This window comes from Acaryochloris marina MBIC11017 (assembly GCF_000018105.1).
Classification (GTDB): domain Bacteria; phylum Cyanobacteriota; class Cyanobacteriia; order Thermosynechococcales; family Thermosynechococcaceae; genus Acaryochloris; species Acaryochloris marina.
The window spans coordinates 3,692,994-3,708,543 of sequence record NC_009925.1 but is presented as its reverse complement, the minus strand read 5'-3'; the positions used below and the strand labels follow the sequence as shown (position 1 = coordinate 3,708,543).

Below are 15,550 nucleotides of genomic sequence, written 5' to 3'. Positions count from 1 at the left end.
TCCTTATGCGGACTCAATTTTGACTAGCGTGGTGAGGCGGTCACCCGTCAGACGAACGACGACAATCGGGAGACCAATGATGCTTACCAACAGTAAGCCAGTAAGTCCAAGCATCTGAGATGGATCAACGATACCGCCCATATAGGTTAGGAGAAGCGTGGATGGAATCATGCCCACCAATGTCGCCGCAGCATAAATGGGGAATGACAAACCAGCCATTCCGGCTCCATAGCTCACTAAATCGAAGGAGAGCACCGGGAGTAAACGGCTGACAAAAATAAACCAGCCCATCAGATTTGTGGCTAAATCGGGGGAAATAGTAATCCTCTTACCTGTTAGGGTTTGCAAGAAGGATTGTCCCAGGTACTTGCCTAAGCCATAAGCGAGGACTGCTCCTAAAAATCCGCCGATGATGGTATACACACCTGCCGTTAAGGGTCCCCACAATACGCCAGCTGAGATCGCAAGCGGTGCACCCGGAATCTGACTGGCCACCACCGAAATAATCAACAATCCAATGTAAGCGATGGGTCCCCAAGGACCTATCTGGTTTACAAGGTTCTGAAAACCCTCGACAGTGAATACTTGCAAGCTCAGAGAAGGCAGGTAATCGGTCATCGCTAAAACACCAAGGCTCCCGACTACGGCTACAATCCAGAACCAGGGAGAGGCGGGTCCATAGTGTTTCTGATTCAGACTCGATTTCAGGGCCAAGGAGCATCCGTTCATGATGATTTTCAGGGAATGAACTAACAGTCATTAGCTTCGCTAACGTGACTGAGGCTATCCCAACCCGTATCTGAGGAAACGATAAGAACTCCATGAACAGCTCTCAGAATTGGTAAGGCTGTCTCTCAAAGACGCCCGCAATCCCTACCCCCAAAACTGATCACGCACCTGTTGCATTGCCATCGCCCACCCCTTGGCACCTGTAGCGGGTGCGATCTGCCACCCTCGACCCGCTAATCCTGGATGGGGGCCTTTTGCGCCTGGAATCACAATCGGAATATCGACGACTTCTAGCATGGCTAAATCATTAGGACTATTTCCCAGTCCTACGGTCTTAACGGGTCCCTGAGGCGCTTGATAGCACTGCACCAAAAGATCGACCGCTTTACCCTTGCCCGCCCCTACTCCAATCAAATGGCAGAAGCGATCGCCCACCAAAACCTGGAACCCGATCTCAGCCACATGCTGTTCTAATGCTTTAGCGTCTAGTCCTGGATTAACAAAGGGCTCCGTAAACTCGCGGGTTTGGGCTTTAAGCGCATCATCTGTGCTGAGGCCGGTTAAAGCAATTAACTCATCCACCGTCATATCCCCAAAACCTTGGAGCGGCTGACTCAGGCACTGGGACAGGGTTTTGAGGCCGGTTCTAGCCTGATCATAGGTACATCCCAAAGACAAGCGCTGATGCTGTTCCTGCTGGGCAATATCTGTGTGGGAGAGATCAAAGCGCTGATCATTGTGGGGAATAAAGACACCGCTACCATTCTCCACCACAAAGGGCTCCTCAAACGAGAGGGCTTGCAGCAGCTCCTCCACTTCGACCCGTGTTTTACTAGTCACGGCAATGACTGGAATCTGATGATCTTTTAACCAGGCCAGCATCGGCAACGCATCATCATATCGGTAATCATCATGATTGAGAAGCGTGCCATCTAAGTCTGTAAAAACCAAATAAGACGCCGAGTTAGTCATCGTCTCCTTCGACTTCTAAGTGACAGGTTTGCCCATCGGCTTCTAGACCTTCAAACTTATTCGTAATCCATAGGGATTGATAGGGGTTCAAGAGCAAAGTGTCATAAATGCCTCGAATACAAGCCCCGCTAATCAGGTCATACCAGGGATCAATGGTGACTAGGTTCAGGTCCGAGAGCTTCAGTTTCTGTTTACGATCGCTGAGATTATGAATTGAAAAAATGCTCTGATCTCGGGCCATACTTTGTCGCCAAAAAGCAAATAACGCTTTATTGGGCAAATGCAGGGTGTATTGGGTAGCGTTGGGATGAAAGGCATCTTGTTGGCGGCGAATTTTGATGAGCCGAGTCAACTCTTTCAGGACAATTGCATGGGGAGATTGTTCATCCTCTAACTGCTGTTCTAAAGCAGGGAGAGACCATTGATGGCGATTAATGGACCGCTTGCGCCCTGTACGATGGACATTCTCCCAATCATTATGGGTAGCCAACAAACTATGAATATAAAAGGCTGGGATTCCTTCCAAAGACATCATGATCGTTTGGGAGCAGATAAAGCGTTCTATCTGCCATTGATCCTTGCCTTTGGCCGTGCCTTGCAGAGCATCGAAGAAGGAAATATTAATTTCATAGGGTGAATCAATGCCTTCAGCATTGGTGCGCATACTGAGGGTGCCACCAAAGTCTTCCATACATTGGAGGAGCGTTTGATATTCAGTTTCAGTTAAAAGGCCTTCCGTCGGTCGTAAACCAATACCATCATGGGAGGCCGTAAAGTTGAAGTAGGCACATCCCAGAGGAGCTGGGGGCATACTCATCATCCAGGTCTTTAAATGCTCAGCCTTACCCTGAAGCAACGCGTTCAATATCAGGGGCGGCAAGCTGAAATTGTAGATTAAATGGGCTTCGTTGCGATTGCCAAAGTAGCTGAGGTTTTCACGGTTGGGCACATTGGTTTCAGTGATCAGCGCCACCGATGGATCCACCATTTCCAGAATTTCCCGAAACAATCGCACCATGGCATGGGTTTCAGGTAAATGAATACAGGAGGTCCCTAACCGCTTCCATAAGTAACCAATGGCATCCAAACGAATATACTTGGCACCCATTTGCACATAAAACAGCAGAATTTTAGTAAATTCGAGGAGAACCTGAGGATTCGAAAAATCTAAGTCAATTTGATCGGCACTAAATGTCGCCCAAACATACTTGGGACCTGCTAGAGTCTCTACTTCGACTAGTAAAGGAGAACTCCGAGGTCGGACGACGCTAGAGACATCTATCTCCGGATCGACTTCGACAAAATAGTCGCGCCCCGGTTCAATACCCTGCAAATAATTCTGAAACCATTGGCTTTGGCTAGAAACATGGTTAAGCACCAAGTCAGCCATGAGTTCAAAGGACTGAGCAATCTGCTGAATATCTTCCCAAGTGCCTAGTTCATGATTAACAGCCTTATAGTCGATAACCGAAAAACCATCATCAGAACTGAAGGGACAAAACGGTAAGATATGCACCCCAGTCACCACATCCTGCAGATAGGTCTTAAGGAAGTGATGTAATGTGCCCAAAGGAGGGTTACCATTCTGCGAGCAAATGGTATCTCCATAGGTAATCAACAGAATGTTGTCTTGACTCCACTTATACAAGTTCTCAGAGATGGAATCCGCGAAATGGGGTTGTAACAGTTCGAAAAGCTGTTCGAGTAATGGTTCTAGGGAATCTGGACCATAAATTCTTTCCAGCAGGGCTTTCACTTTGATGGTGAAGGCTTGATGCTGTTGGGCTCGATCAATCATGGGCATCCCAAAATAGGCAATTTTTGTGACGGCTGGGAACTATGGAGCTAGCCTGATCCAAATGAGAACCGCTAATTGTATCGTATTAATCAATTTTTAACTCTAGCCCTGGGTTGAGCTAAGTGAGAAGGAGCGAGTATCTTTCAATACACCTGGTGTCAGCGATGTACGCTATTTTGCAAGAATAGATATTAAAAATTTTGTAGCAAAGGTAACATTGACATACCACCGAAAATTTAACAATGTATTTATTTAAGTACTACCGCTCAAGTATTTAGGCCATTGCATGGACTATAAGCAAGACTTAATCACGACCATTCACGATTTTGATTGTGATTTGGCGTTCTTAGAAAACCGACTTACAGAACTGACCCAGTCAAGCCCCGCCGCTGTATTAATTCCGGCTCTCTACTCGGAATTGGAACGACCGGCTTTAGGGCAAATTTGCGATCATCTTAAGGACTGTGCCTTTGTCCAAACGGTTGTCATTTGTCTCTACGCTGATAGTCTGCAGCAATATGCCCAGGCGGTTCGATTTTTTAGCGTCCTCCCGCAAAAGACCTATGTCATTTGGGAAAATGGCCCGACAATCAGCCAAACTTTAGAAAACCTGAAAGAAAAAGGCTTAGATTTACTGAAATATAAGGGTAAAGGTCGTGCAGTATGGTTGGGCTTAGGGGTTGCCTCTTTGGAAGCCCATGCGATCGCACTTCACGATGCCGACATTACCACCTACGATCGGTCCTACCCACTAAAGCTGCTCTATCCGCTGTTAGAGAAGGAGTTTGGGATTGCCTTTAACAAAGCCTACTACGCCCGCTTAGGTCACTATCCCCGCAGCCTATATGGCCGCGTCACCCGTCTCTTTGTCGCCCCGCTGCTCACATCCCTGACAGCGTTACTAGGTGATCGAGATTATCTACGATACCTGCATGCGTTTCGCTATCCCTTATCGGGAGAGTTTGCGTTAACCCATGATCTGGCCTTACAAACTCGCATCCCTGGCAACTGGGGCCTAGAAATTGGCCTTTTGTCTGAGGTTTACCGAAATCTAGCGCACCGCCGCATTTCCCAAGTTGATTTAGGCGTGTTTGAGCATAAGCATCAACAACTTGGCGCTTCTGATCAGTCAGGCCTACAAAAAATGTGCCGCGACATTTTGGGATCCGTTCTGCGCACCCTGACCGAAACAGAGCAGGTGGTACTGACCAAAGATCATATTCACGCTCTACAAGTCAAATTCCGCCGCTCGGCCCAAGACTATGCCCATCAATATTTTATTGATGCCAGTTTCAACAGCTTGCACTTTGATCGCCACAAAGAAGAAGTCACCATTGAAACCTTCGAAAAAATTATCTTGGACGGTGGCGAAGCTTACGTCACGGATCCCAGAAACTCACAGATTCCGGCCTGGACTAGGGCTTTAGCAGTGATGCCAGACTTGCGAGAACAACTCCGTGAAGCTGCCATACTCGATGCCGCTGAGGTCAAAGCCCTCTCTCTACCTATCACTGCTCCCCATGCCGTTCAATCCAATGGGTAAATCTTAGAAGCTGCTAGAAGTGAATTGCTGTAAGCTTCTTTAGGAGTGTCAGCCTATCGATGTTAGTCTCAATTAGGATGGTGGCAGTTCCATTTCCCAATGGTAGAGGGAAGAATGGATGCTGTCCCACCTAAATTGTTTGAGCATTGATCTGGGTTATGCATAATTTTTTGCCAACTGCCTACTTTGAACATCAGTTTGTCCCTTTCAAAGAAGCGAATATCTCCATTGCCACCCATGCCCTTCACTATGGGACAGGGGCTTTTGGCGGCATGCGAGGCATCCCCGATCCACAAAATCCCAATCAAATTCTGCTCTTTCGTTTAGATCGTCACTGTCAGCGCCTCAGTCAGAGTGCCCGCTTACTTCACTTCGATTTACCGGCTGACAAAATTGAGCAAATTATTAAAGACTTTGTTCAAAAAAACCGCCCTCAAACCTCCTTCTATATCCGACCATTTGTCTATACCTCCGACCTAGGAATTGCCCCACGACTCCACAACATCGAAAAGAACTTCTTCGTTTACGGCATCGAACTGGGAGACTATCTCTCCCCCGATGGTGTGAGCTGTCGTATCAGTTCCTGGTGCCGACAAGCAGACCACAGCCTACCGTTGCGAGGCAAAATCAGCGGGGCCTATATCACTTCATCTTTGGCTAAGACAGAAGCTGTAGAATCTGGCTTTGATGAAGCGATTTTGATGAATGCTCAAGGCAAGGTGAGTGAAGCATCGGGCATGAATATTTTTATTGTCCGCCATGGCAAAATTATTACCCCGGGCTTTGAGCAAGATATTTTGGAAGGCATCACTCGCGATAGTGTCTTGCAATTAGCGCGTGACTTAGGCATTCCCGTGGTCGAGCGTCCGGTAGACAAGTCCGAATTACTGATTGCTGATGAAGTGTTTTTAAGCGGAACAGCAGCTAAAATCACACCAGTCAAACGGATCGAGAACTACACCACGCCCAGCGAACGACCCATTACTGAAAAGCTCAGAGATAAATTAACAGCCATTACCGAAAATCGCGACTCCCAATATCAGCAATGGGTATTTCCTATTCCGCTCAACTAAGACGTCATAAATTCGATTGAAATAGTCCATCCTGGCTTTAATACCTATTAATTATTGAGATACCTATTAATTTTTAGGTGCATAATCCCTTGGCGTTGATCAGCGGGCCATGGGCATGATGAGAAAGGATGTTCATTAAAATGATCGCTTGTTTAAATCCAGCTTGTAATCACAGCAATTCTGAGTCTGCAACGGTTTGTGAGCAGTGCCAAACATCGTTACGCTTGTGCGATCGCTACCGCCCCACGAAACTCCTCGGTCAAGGCGGATTTGGCCGTACCTTCCTCGCTGTTGATGAAGGTGAAGCCAATCATCCCGCCTGCGTCATCAAACAGGTTTGGCCCGCCCAATTCCCAGATCCAGACAAGATTGTTGCGCTCTTTCACCAGGAAGCCCAACTGTTACAAGAACTGGGACAGCATCCCCAAATTCCTCAACTGTTCACGTCTTTTGAGCAGGATGATGCCCTTTATTTAGTTCAGGAATATATCGCAGGCCACAACTTGGCTCAGGAAAGAGCAGAAGTCGATCGATTCAGCCCGCTACACGTTCAACAGCTACTGGCTGAACTCTTGCCAGTCTTGAGCTTTATCCATCAGCATCAGTTGCTCCATCGTGATATCAAACCCGCCAATATCATTCGACGAACCACTGACCAGCAGCTCGTCCTCGTCGATTTTGGGGCAGCCAAACGGCTAACGGGCACCGCCATCGCTAAAACGGGCACCAGCATCGGTAGCGCTGAATATATCGCCCCCGAACAGGCTCGGGGGAAAGCTAAGTTTGCCAGCGACCTGTATAGCTTAGGGGTGACGTGCATCCATCTCCTCACAGGGCTATCTCCTTTTGATCTGATGGATGGTGATGGCGTCTGGATTTGGGAATCGCTCTATGACCAGACGATTGAGCCATCGTTGGTGACCGTCTTGAATCAGATGATTGCCCCAGCCCTAAGTCAAAGATATGGACGTGTAGAAGATGCGATCGTAGACCTCTACACCCCTGGAAAACTCAAACAGCCTAGCCACAATCGGCTACTCTTGGGTGCTGGCCTTCTAGGCAGCCTAGTATTAGGGGGCTTTCTATATCAGTTATTCCCTCAAACCTCATCTTCGCCCTCTGGTTCTGTCGTCATAAATACACCAAAACCTGCCCCACAGAATCCCCCACAAGCACCAGTCCCCAAATCTCCATCACCAACAATACCCATACCTACACCTGCTACAAGCACCGAATTAAAAGCGATGGAAAACCTAATTTTTATCGCCAATGCCAGCGGCCAATACTATCAGGCCCATGGACAATTTTTAACTGACTTATCTCGCCAGCCTTCCCTAGATCAATACACACTCCAAATTACAAAACTAGGCCAACATGGCCTTCAAGTGTCTGGTATACCAACGACAGAAAAGCTTCGGAGTTTTATCATTCTGGCTTGGGGTGGGCCTTCTCCCGCTTCCTCTAGCAAACCTACTTCTGCAGAAACACAGCCCAACAGCAATCCTCAGGATGACTTGAGTTTATTTCAACTCCCTAATCTAAATCGAAGCGGGAAAGCGGCACCGAACATCGTGGTCACGAACTATTGCGAGAGCTTAAAACCCAGTCAGAAGAGACCCCCAAAAGCTGATTTACCAACACGACAACCCAAAACTTACCAAGATTGGACTTGTCCTGAAGGCTATACCTTTGCCTTCACGGCTTTAGAAGTCATCAGCAAGTTAGCATCAACCCAAAGTCCTAGCGTCCTTTTTCAAGTCCCACCCTCTGCATCTAATTAGCATCTATCAACCGATCGACATCCATCCACTATTAACACATACCAAGTGGAGTACTTTTAGACAGAAGCCAGTCCAGAAAAGCTTTTGGGAACCATAAGGTTGGAAGGGATAAAACTCATGCGAGACATTCAACGGTATTGATAGCATTTCTCGCTCCAATTATCCTCAGTCCTGATCCATATTCAACCCCAAAAAATTTCATCAACTTTTATGCAAACCACCTTCAGCATAGATCGCACATTCTGGGTGCGATGGATTCTGTGCAATTGCCTGGCATATGGCCTAGGTGTGGGCATACCAATTATTCTTGCGGATGTACAATCTGCAACAAATTATGGAAGCTATATTAGCTTTGCCGTAGTATTCCTGGAGTTATGGGTTGGAGTCTCACAATGGCTAGTGCTACGTCAAAAGTTTGCGATACCTGCGAAATGGGTGTGGTCGAGCTTTGTAGGATCTATCTTCTCTATTCCACCGTACTTTCTGATTGCAAAGCAATTCTCCCCATCAAATGCCATATTTCTTCTTGGCCTTTACCCACTCTTCATTAGTCTTAGTCAATGGCATATTCTTCGTCAAAGATTTCAGCCTGCATGGATTTGGGTGGTAGAAAGTTGTTTTGGATTAATCTCTGGAGGATTTTTAGGCTTTTTGCTAGGCACTTATCTCAATACGTGGTGGAATACCACGTTTGGTGTATCTGCTCTAGTAGGTAGTCTGGTATGTGGCTTACTCTATAGCCTTATTACAGTTTTTGCTCTTCGCCATATCGCTCAGCGAAAATATATTTTCTCGCAACCATCAGAGACGGCATCTAAGTATGACAACCCGCCAAATCACAAAACATGGCTAGACAATGTCATCACTCTCTTCCCCCTACTAGTCATCATGGGAGGATGGTGGTGGGTACTACCACCTGTACCTCCATCTGGACTACCTCCCATTGTTAAACCATTGATTTTCCTAGGAATTTTCTATCCCTACCAATATTTCGCAATCTTCATCCATGAATTGGGCCATTACTTATTTTCATGGGTGAATGGCTCTGAACTCTACCGTTTCGCCATTGGACGGTTAATCCTTATTCAGACAGACCAGGGGTTCAAATTACGTCGGTGCCGTCGACAGCTGGCGGGAGGCTTTGCTGAGCCTATCCCGACATCACTACATCGATTAGACAGACAACTCTTTCTCATGATTATGGGTGGACCTGCTGCCTCATTGTTATTATTTTGTTTCGGCGCCCTTCCCGTACTATTTCCCAATTTAACCAATAGCTCTCCCATCGTTTGGTATTTGACTTTTATATCGGGTATCAGCTTACACATGGCTATTTTCAACACCATCCCCATTAAAATCGGTTACTTTTCAACCGATGGTCGTCGGATGCTCGACTTAGCCAAAAGAAATATTCCTGGTCAACGGTTCTTGGCCGATTATCAATTCAACGCCTATCTACGCCAAGGTATCCGTCCCAAAGATATCGATCCAGACCTAAAAAATCGCTTATTGGCACTGCCCGAAAATTCCATGGATCATATTTCGGGCCTGATCATGGCCTATTACATGACCTTAGACCAAGGAAACATCCAACAAGCAGGAAATTACTTAGATCAAGCCCTAAAAATCAATGCTTACTATCCTGAACTCTTTCGCGCCTCTTTGTTACTGGAAGGAGCTTACTATGAAGCACATATTCGTCAGCATCCTGATGTAGCGCAGCAATGGCTAGACCAAATCCAAGAAAAAGTTCTGATCGATCCCTCAACACGCCTCAGAGCCGAAGCAGCCATACACCTAGCTGCAGGAGATAAAACATCTGCTCAGACCAAAGCTGAAGAGAGTCTGGCCATCTTACAAAAGCCTCAATTCCTGCCTGGTTTTACAGTTTTTGAACAAGATCGACTCCAGGTGCTGCTCCACGACCTAGCCACCCCATAGTCTAGGCCAAGTGCTTAGCTGGCGCTGAATTTAAATCATTCAAAATCGCTCTAATACCAATAGGGCACTCATCAGAGTCTTTAAAGCAGGGGCGCAACAATCCATACTCAATACCTTCTGCCACCGCTTGATAGGAAGCCCCAATAATATTGGTGGATACCCCTACCGTTGTCCAACGGTTCTGACCATCGGTCGATTCCACTAGCACCCGGGTCTTAGCAGAGGTACCATGCTTACCATCTAAAATTCGGACTTTATAGTCCGTAAGCTGAAACTTCGCAATACTGGGATACACATCTACTAAAGCCTTCCTCAAGGCCGCATCTAAAGCAGATACTGGTCCATTCCCTTCTGCAGCCGTCAAAATTTCTTGCACACCGACCACCACTTTTACCGTCGCTAGGGCAGTGCTGCTAAAGCCACCTTGCTGGCGAGACTCTAGAGATCCACAGTAGCAATGCACATCAAAACCATGGAGTTCAAACAAACTAGGACGCTGCTCCAACGCTTGCCTAAGCAACAATTCAAAACTCGCTTCTGCAGCTTCAAATTGATACCCTTCATGCTCCAACTGCTTTAGCTGCTGAAGCAGCTGTCGACTCACCGGATTTTGCTTATCCAGGGCAATGCCACAATGGTTCGCCTTCTCCAGAACATTACTCAGACCAGCCTGCTCAGAAATCACAATCCGCCGCTGGTTACCCACTGTCTGGGGTTCAATATGTTCATAGGTCTGGGGATCACGCTGTACCGCACTGACATGGATGCCCCCCTTATGAGCAAAAGCAGATAACCCCACAAACGGGGCATGATCATCCGGCGCTAGATTAACGCGCTCGCTGATCAAGCGGCTACTGGGTGTGAGTTCGGCTAACTGTTCTGGTTCTACACAGTGATATCCCAACTTCAATTGCAAATTGGGAATCAGAGTACAGAGGTTGGCATTTCCGCAGCGTTCACCATAGCCATTGATCGTCCCTTGGACCATCTCAGCCCCTTGCTGCACCGCTGCTATGGCATTCGCGACCGCCGTCCCTGAGTCATTGTGGGTATGAATGCCAATTTGAGTCGTTCCCTGACAGTCTTGAATCACTTGCCTGACTGCTTGGACACTCTCTGCGACTTCATGGGGTAATGTTCCGCCATTGGTATCACAAAGGACAACCCATTTGGCCCCTGCCTGAACCGCAGCTTGAATCGTTTCTAGAGCATAGGCTGGATTGTGCTTATATCCATCAAACCAATGCTCTGCATCATAAATCACTTGTCGATCCTGCTGGCACAGGTAGTTGATGGAATCAGCAATCATAGCTAGGTTTTCACCCAGGGTGGTTTTAAGCCCAGCCGTAACGTGAAAATCCCAAGATTTGCCAAATAGGGTGATCCAACGCGTTTCTGCCGCTAAAATCGGTCGCAGAACCGGATCTTCTGCAGCCTGGTTCCCTGGACGACGGGTCGAACAAAACGCAACGACCTCAGCCTGACGAAGGGGTGACGTTTTTAATTTCTGAAAAAACTGTTCATCTTTCGGATTCGCACCCGGCCACCCCCCTTCAATAAAGGGAATACCAAGCTTATCCAGCTGATGAGCAATAGTTAATTTATCTTCAACAGATAGAGAAATACCTTCTCGTTGCGCACCGTCCCGCAGCGTTGTGTCGTAAATCCATAGGGGAGAACGGTGTTGAATATTCATGGACAGAAATAGGCCAAAACTGCTGATTTAAAGCTCAAGCTAGAATGCGATTGATTAATTCTAGAGCCTCAGCGTATCAGGGAAAGGCCGCATAATCCTGAAAGCAATCTTTATTTAGCTTTTGACAGGCTGCTCATAATCAGGGGCATAAGCTTGCAGCAACGAGCTGACTTGACCCAGTAAATCTTTTTGGTGATCAGACTCTAGGGCATGACGATCAGGATAGAAGTCCGGCTGATCCAGGTTGCGGGAAATTGCGGTTTCAACTTGCTGAATAATCAGATCTAGCAGCTCTTGTCTGGCTCGCTGACGCTGATAGTTTGCCCCTTCTTCCGTTGTGGCATAGAGGGGTGGCAATCGATTGAGGGCATAGGCCGCAATATCGCCCAAGTCCAAGGTGTGATTGCTCGTTGCTTCAATCTTGGACACGCGGGTTATCGCTTCAGTCAGCACCAGTTCTTCCATGACATTAATGAACTGTTTGCGAGGCACCGCAACCACTTGGCCCGTGAGCAGAGCCCCCATCAATCGATCGAGGGATTGATATTCTTCAACAGCCAGCTCGGAGGCATTATCACAGATCCGGCCCACTTCTGCTTCCATGGTTGGAGTCAGATAGCCGTTTCTCATTGCCTGTTCAACAATTTCACCAATAGTCATCGTTGCAGTCATCTTCTGTGCAAGTTCTAGTTGAAGTCTTGCTCTTAGTCTGCCCAGTTTTTTACACAAACACAAAGCAATGTTTAAATCAAAGAGATGATTTTTGCGAAAAAAAGTCTATGGTTGGCATGACATGGCTGAAAGTCGCTTCCTAAAGGCACAGTTTCCATCTCTCATCCCATTGGCTACAAAGATCGTCGTCTCCCCACCAGCAAGCATCTATGACTGATATGAAAGTGTTAATTCTCGGTTGTGGCTATACCGGGCTGCGATTAGTAGACCGGCTGACCCAGGACAACATTCGGGTACATGTTACCAATCGCAGCGGTGACATTCCAGGACTATCTGCTTTCCCGTTTGCCCATGATCTTGATACCAATCCTGTCTTACCCCCTGCTGCTGCCTATGAGGGAGTCACCCATGTCTTGAGTAGTATTCCCCCCGATCAACAGGGCAATGATCCCGTCGCTGTACACCTACTATCAACTCTAGAAAAGCTGCCTTTGAAATGGTTTGGCTACCTATCTACAACGGGTGTCTATGGGGATTCTCAAGGGGCATGGGTGGATGAAGAGAGTCCTGTCCAACCCCAGTCAGTGCGATCGCAAAATCGTGTCCATGCTGAAACCCAGTTTTTACAGTCTGCATTACCCACTCACATCTTCCGTCTACCAGGTATCTACGGTCCCGGTCGGAGTATTTTGGACCGCCTCAAAAAGGGGACTGCCCGCAATATCTTCAAACCTGGTCATGTCTTCAGTCGAATTCATGTAGATGACATCGTCCAGACCGTCTATCAGTCCATGCTGAACCCCCAACCTGGCTCTATTTATAACGCTGCCGACGACCTGCCCTCTGAACCCAATACTTTAATTGAAGAAGGCAGCCGATTACTAGGGATTCAGCCCCCACCTGTTGTGGCCTATGAAGATGTTCAAATGAGTCCCATGGCCCATTCCTTTTGGCAAGAATGTCGCCGCGTCAGCAACTCCAAAATTAAAACAGACCTGGGTATACAGCTACTCCACCCCTCGTACAGGGAAGGATTACAGTCCATCTTGAACATGGAAACGTCTTAGAAGCAATCTATGGCTTTTATATAAGATTAAGCGACTGCTCAGCCGAGCATGCAATAGTTGAGTAGGTTATCCTCTGGTCTCTATGCCTGCTCCTTACCGCAAATACTTTTTAAATCGCTTGACGAACTCTGTTCTCATTCGTTTTTTGCTTTTATTTGCTTCAAGTTGGGCCACCCTTCAGGTATTTGCCTATTTTCAAGGCATTTTACTGATTTTTATATTTGCCGCCATTCTGGCCTTTCTCCTCAACTATCCCACCCAATGGCTGAAGCGGTTTCTCCCCCATGGCGTTGCCGCTACCGTCGTCTTTATGGTGGGATTACTGCTGCTGTTTGGCCTCCTGATCACAATTCTGTTTGCCGTCCTCTCTCAAGGACAAGAGCTGGTCAATAGTGTGACTGAATTTTTGAACGCCATGGAACAGTTAAGTCGCCAAGCTGAACAGATGCTGGCGGCACGCGATGTCCAAATTGACTTTGGGGCTATCGAGGCCAAATTCCGAGACCAGGTGATTGAAAGTATTGGGTCTAGTGTCGGGGTCATTCAAGGCATCGTTAACAATTTAATCGACCTTATTCTAGTAGCGGTCGTCAGTTTCTTCATGCTGTTAGATGGCGGGCGCATTTGGAAATGGTTGCTCAGGGGACTCCCCAAAGCGTCTCGGACTCGATTTACCCTAGCGATGAAACGGAATTTCCTAGGTTTTTTCTGGGGACGTTTTTTATTAGCGTTATTTTTTGCAGTCTCCAGTTTCTTCGTCTTTTTGAGTCTAAGCGTCCCCGTACCGCTCATTTTGGCAGTGGTTGCGGGTATCTTCGATATGATTCCAGGCATTGGAGCGACCATCGGGATTGGCTTAATCTCTTTGATTCTCTTGCCTCAAGGGTTATGGAGAGCTATGCAGGTGCTCATCGCCTGTATAGTGCTGCAACAAATTGAAGAGAATATTCTGATGCCCCGAGTAATGCAGAATTCATTACAAATGAATCCAGTCGTCTTGTTCTTTGCGTTACTGATCGGCTCACGCTTAGCAGGACTAGTCGGTTTATTCCTATCCATCCCCATTGCTGGGGTTTTGCTGAGCCTGATGGATAATGACACCGAAGAAGATGATAACGAGTTTTCTAAAGTGTCTTAGAGCTAAATAACTAAGCTGATTCAACCAACTGAAGTTCTGGCTCTGCTGGGTTGACGCCAATCATTTCTTCGAGGGCTTCTGTCGAAACCGTATGCTCAAAGCGAACACCTAAGAAGAAGTCATAGACAAATCCAAGAAATCCTTTGCGCTGGAAAATGCCAATTCGCTGGTGACAGTTCTTTTCATCCAATAGAGGTTTGACTGCATGATAAGCAGGTTCACACTTATACCAAGGAATAGAAGGCCATAGGTGATGAATCAGATGATAGTTTTGCCCCAAAATCAACACATTCAAGACAGGGTTGGCATAAACCCGGGCATTGCGCCAACGATTCCGTTCATGAAATGGGCGATGGGGGAAATAGTCAAAAAAGAATCCTAGAGTGGTCCCCACAATCAGTGCCGGTACAAACCAAAAATTCAAAACGTAGTGAATAAAGTCGAATTTACAAGCACAAACAATTAGGGTGACCAGGTATAGGCGGCTTAAGAACCACTCCAGCAGCTCAAACTTTCGCCATAGACGACGTCTGAAGAAAAAGACTTCGTGATAGAAGAAGCGAGGGGCAATCAACCATAGCGGACCACCCGTCGACACATAATGATCGGGATCATTGTCAGGGTCGTTGACGGCAGCATGGTGCTGAAGATGGACTCGCGTAAATACCGGAAAGGCGAACCCCAAGATCAATGCACTGCCATGGCCTAAAGCAGCATTCACGATACGATTTTGGTGAGCCACCTTATGACAGGCATCATGAATCACGGTGCCTGCAAAGTGCAGGGCTAACGTATTCGCCACAAACGTACACCAACCTGGTAACGACAGCTGGTAATGAGCGTAGGTGGACCCCAGCAGCAACGCCAATGCACCGAAGAACAACAGCAGGGTTGGATTGAATGCCCCAGGCGGGCCGAGAAAATGAAATGGAACCGACTTGGGCGTGACCTTTGCTGTCATGTAAGGGCTATCCTTGCTCCGGTGGGATCATCGTTAGAAGTATACGACAATTACAATAATTAATAAAGTTTTGTGACATTCCCTGGCGTTCGGTGGAACATTGTCAGAATCCGACGGTCATTACGAGATATATCAGTTTTTACTAAAAATCTGAATCAATGTTGTCATCCTATTGACTC

Annotated in this window: 12 protein-coding genes; 6 read left to right on the top strand and 6 right to left on the bottom strand. The window is 47.1% G+C overall.

Annotated features, from left to right (window positions below):
- Positions 1-3 precede the first annotated feature (3 nt).
- The 3 genes from AM1_RS16545 to AM1_RS16535 form a co-directional block, all read right to left on the bottom strand.
- Positions 4-729 (bottom strand): TVP38/TMEM64 family protein, encoded by a 726-nt coding sequence (locus AM1_RS16545; RefSeq protein WP_238548995.1) that lies wholly within the window; start codon positions 727-729, stop codon positions 4-6.
- A gap of 144 nt (positions 730-873) precedes the next feature.
- Positions 874-1,701 (bottom strand): HAD-IIB family hydrolase, encoded by an 828-nt coding sequence (locus tag AM1_RS16540; RefSeq protein WP_012164030.1) that lies wholly within the window; start codon positions 1,699-1,701, stop codon positions 874-876.
- The gene (locus tag AM1_RS16535) at positions 1,694-3,499 is read right to left on the bottom strand and encodes a sugar phosphorylase (protein WP_012164029.1); all 1,806 of its coding nucleotides are present in this window, start codon (positions 3,497-3,499) and stop codon (positions 1,694-1,696) included. Before AM1_RS16535 ends, AM1_RS16540 begins: the two co-directional genes overlap by 8 nt.
- Before the next feature lie 286 nt (positions 3,500-3,785).
- Between AM1_RS16535 and AM1_RS16530 the strand changes: the two genes are divergently transcribed.
- From AM1_RS16530 to AM1_RS16515, 4 genes are all read left to right on the top strand, one after another.
- Positions 3,786-5,042 (top strand): glycosyltransferase family protein, encoded by a 1,257-nt coding sequence (locus tag AM1_RS16530; protein ID WP_012164028.1) that lies wholly within the window; start codon positions 3,786-3,788, stop codon positions 5,040-5,042.
- A gap of 158 nt (positions 5,043-5,200) precedes the next feature.
- Positions 5,201-6,115, top strand: a complete 915-nt coding sequence (locus tag AM1_RS16525; RefSeq protein ID WP_012164026.1) for a branched-chain amino acid transaminase — start codon at positions 5,201-5,203, stop codon at positions 6,113-6,115.
- 140 nt (positions 6,116-6,255) lie between these two features.
- Positions 6,256-7,896, top strand: coding sequence for a serine/threonine-protein kinase (locus AM1_RS16520; protein WP_012164025.1), 1,641 nt, complete (start codon positions 6,256-6,258; stop codon positions 7,894-7,896).
- A 651-nt stretch (positions 7,897-8,547) separates the two neighbouring features.
- On the top strand, positions 8,548-9,837 hold the full coding sequence (locus AM1_RS16515) for a M50 family metallopeptidase (RefSeq protein WP_148215754.1): 1,290 nt from the start codon (positions 8,548-8,550) through the stop codon (positions 9,835-9,837).
- A gap of 1 nt (position 9,838) precedes the next feature.
- Here AM1_RS16515 and cimA read toward each other — a convergent pair whose 3' ends face one another.
- Positions 9,839-11,533: a citramalate synthase gene (cimA, locus tag AM1_RS16510; RefSeq protein WP_012164022.1), complete on the bottom strand. Its 1,695-nt coding sequence runs from the start codon at positions 11,531-11,533 to the stop codon at positions 9,839-9,841.
- A gap of 114 nt (positions 11,534-11,647) precedes the next feature.
- Positions 11,648-12,193 carry a late competence development ComFB family protein gene (locus tag AM1_RS16505; RefSeq protein WP_010476828.1) on the bottom strand — a complete coding sequence of 182 codons (546 nt, stop codon included), beginning with the start codon at positions 12,191-12,193 and terminating at the stop codon, positions 11,648-11,650.
- Positions 12,194-12,414: 221 nt separating this feature from the next.
- Here AM1_RS16505 and AM1_RS16500 point away from each other — a divergent pair, with 221 nt between their 5' ends.
- Together AM1_RS16500 and AM1_RS16495 are read left to right on the top strand one after the other, a co-directional pair.
- Positions 12,415-13,272: an SDR family oxidoreductase gene (locus tag AM1_RS16500; RefSeq protein WP_012164019.1), complete on the top strand. Its 858-nt coding sequence runs from the start codon at positions 12,415-12,417 to the stop codon at positions 13,270-13,272.
- Between the two features lie 82 nt (positions 13,273-13,354).
- On the top strand, positions 13,355-14,410 hold the full coding sequence (locus tag AM1_RS16495; protein WP_012164018.1) for an AI-2E family transporter: 1,056 nt from the start codon (positions 13,355-13,357) through the stop codon (positions 14,408-14,410).
- A gap of 10 nt (positions 14,411-14,420) precedes the next feature.
- Here AM1_RS16495 and crtR read toward each other — a convergent pair whose 3' ends face one another.
- Complete coding sequence (gene crtR / locus AM1_RS16490) at positions 14,421-15,371, bottom strand: beta-carotene hydroxylase (RefSeq protein ID WP_012164017.1); 951 nt, start codon at positions 15,369-15,371, stop codon at positions 14,421-14,423.
- Between the last annotated feature and the right edge of the window lie 179 nt (positions 15,372-15,550).

What these genes read in the sequence shown, in the direction of transcription:
- AM1_RS16520 (WP_012164025.1), top strand. Translation starts at nt 6,256, where the DNA reads ATGATCGCTTGTTTAAATCCAGCTTGTAATCACAGCAATTCTGAGTCT.
- AM1_RS16545 (WP_238548995.1), bottom strand. Translation starts at nt 729, where the DNA reads ATGAACGGATGCTCCTTGGCCCTGAAATCGAGTCTGAATCAGAAACAC.
- AM1_RS16500 (WP_012164019.1), top strand. Translation starts at nt 12,415, where the DNA reads ATGACTGATATGAAAGTGTTAATTCTCGGTTGTGGCTATACCGGGCTG.
- AM1_RS16535 (WP_012164029.1), bottom strand. Translation starts at nt 3,499, where the DNA reads ATGATTGATCGAGCCCAACAGCATCAAGCCTTCACCATCAAAGTGAAA.
- cimA (WP_012164022.1), bottom strand. Translation starts at nt 11,533, where the DNA reads ATGAATATTCAACACCGTTCTCCCCTATGGATTTACGACACAACGCTG.
- AM1_RS16540 (WP_012164030.1), bottom strand. Translation starts at nt 1,701, where the DNA reads ATGACTAACTCGGCGTCTTATTTGGTTTTTACAGACTTAGATGGCACG.
- crtR (WP_012164017.1), bottom strand. Translation starts at nt 15,371, where the DNA reads ATGACAGCAAAGGTCACGCCCAAGTCGGTTCCATTTCATTTTCTCGGC.
- AM1_RS16525 (WP_012164026.1), top strand. Translation starts at nt 5,201, where the DNA reads ATGCATAATTTTTTGCCAACTGCCTACTTTGAACATCAGTTTGTCCCT.
- AM1_RS16530 (WP_012164028.1), top strand. Translation starts at nt 3,786, where the DNA reads ATGGACTATAAGCAAGACTTAATCACGACCATTCACGATTTTGATTGT.
- AM1_RS16505 (WP_010476828.1), bottom strand. Translation starts at nt 12,193, where the DNA reads ATGACTATTGGTGAAATTGTTGAACAGGCAATGAGAAACGGCTATCTG.
- AM1_RS16495 (WP_012164018.1), top strand. Translation starts at nt 13,355, where the DNA reads ATGCCTGCTCCTTACCGCAAATACTTTTTAAATCGCTTGACGAACTCT.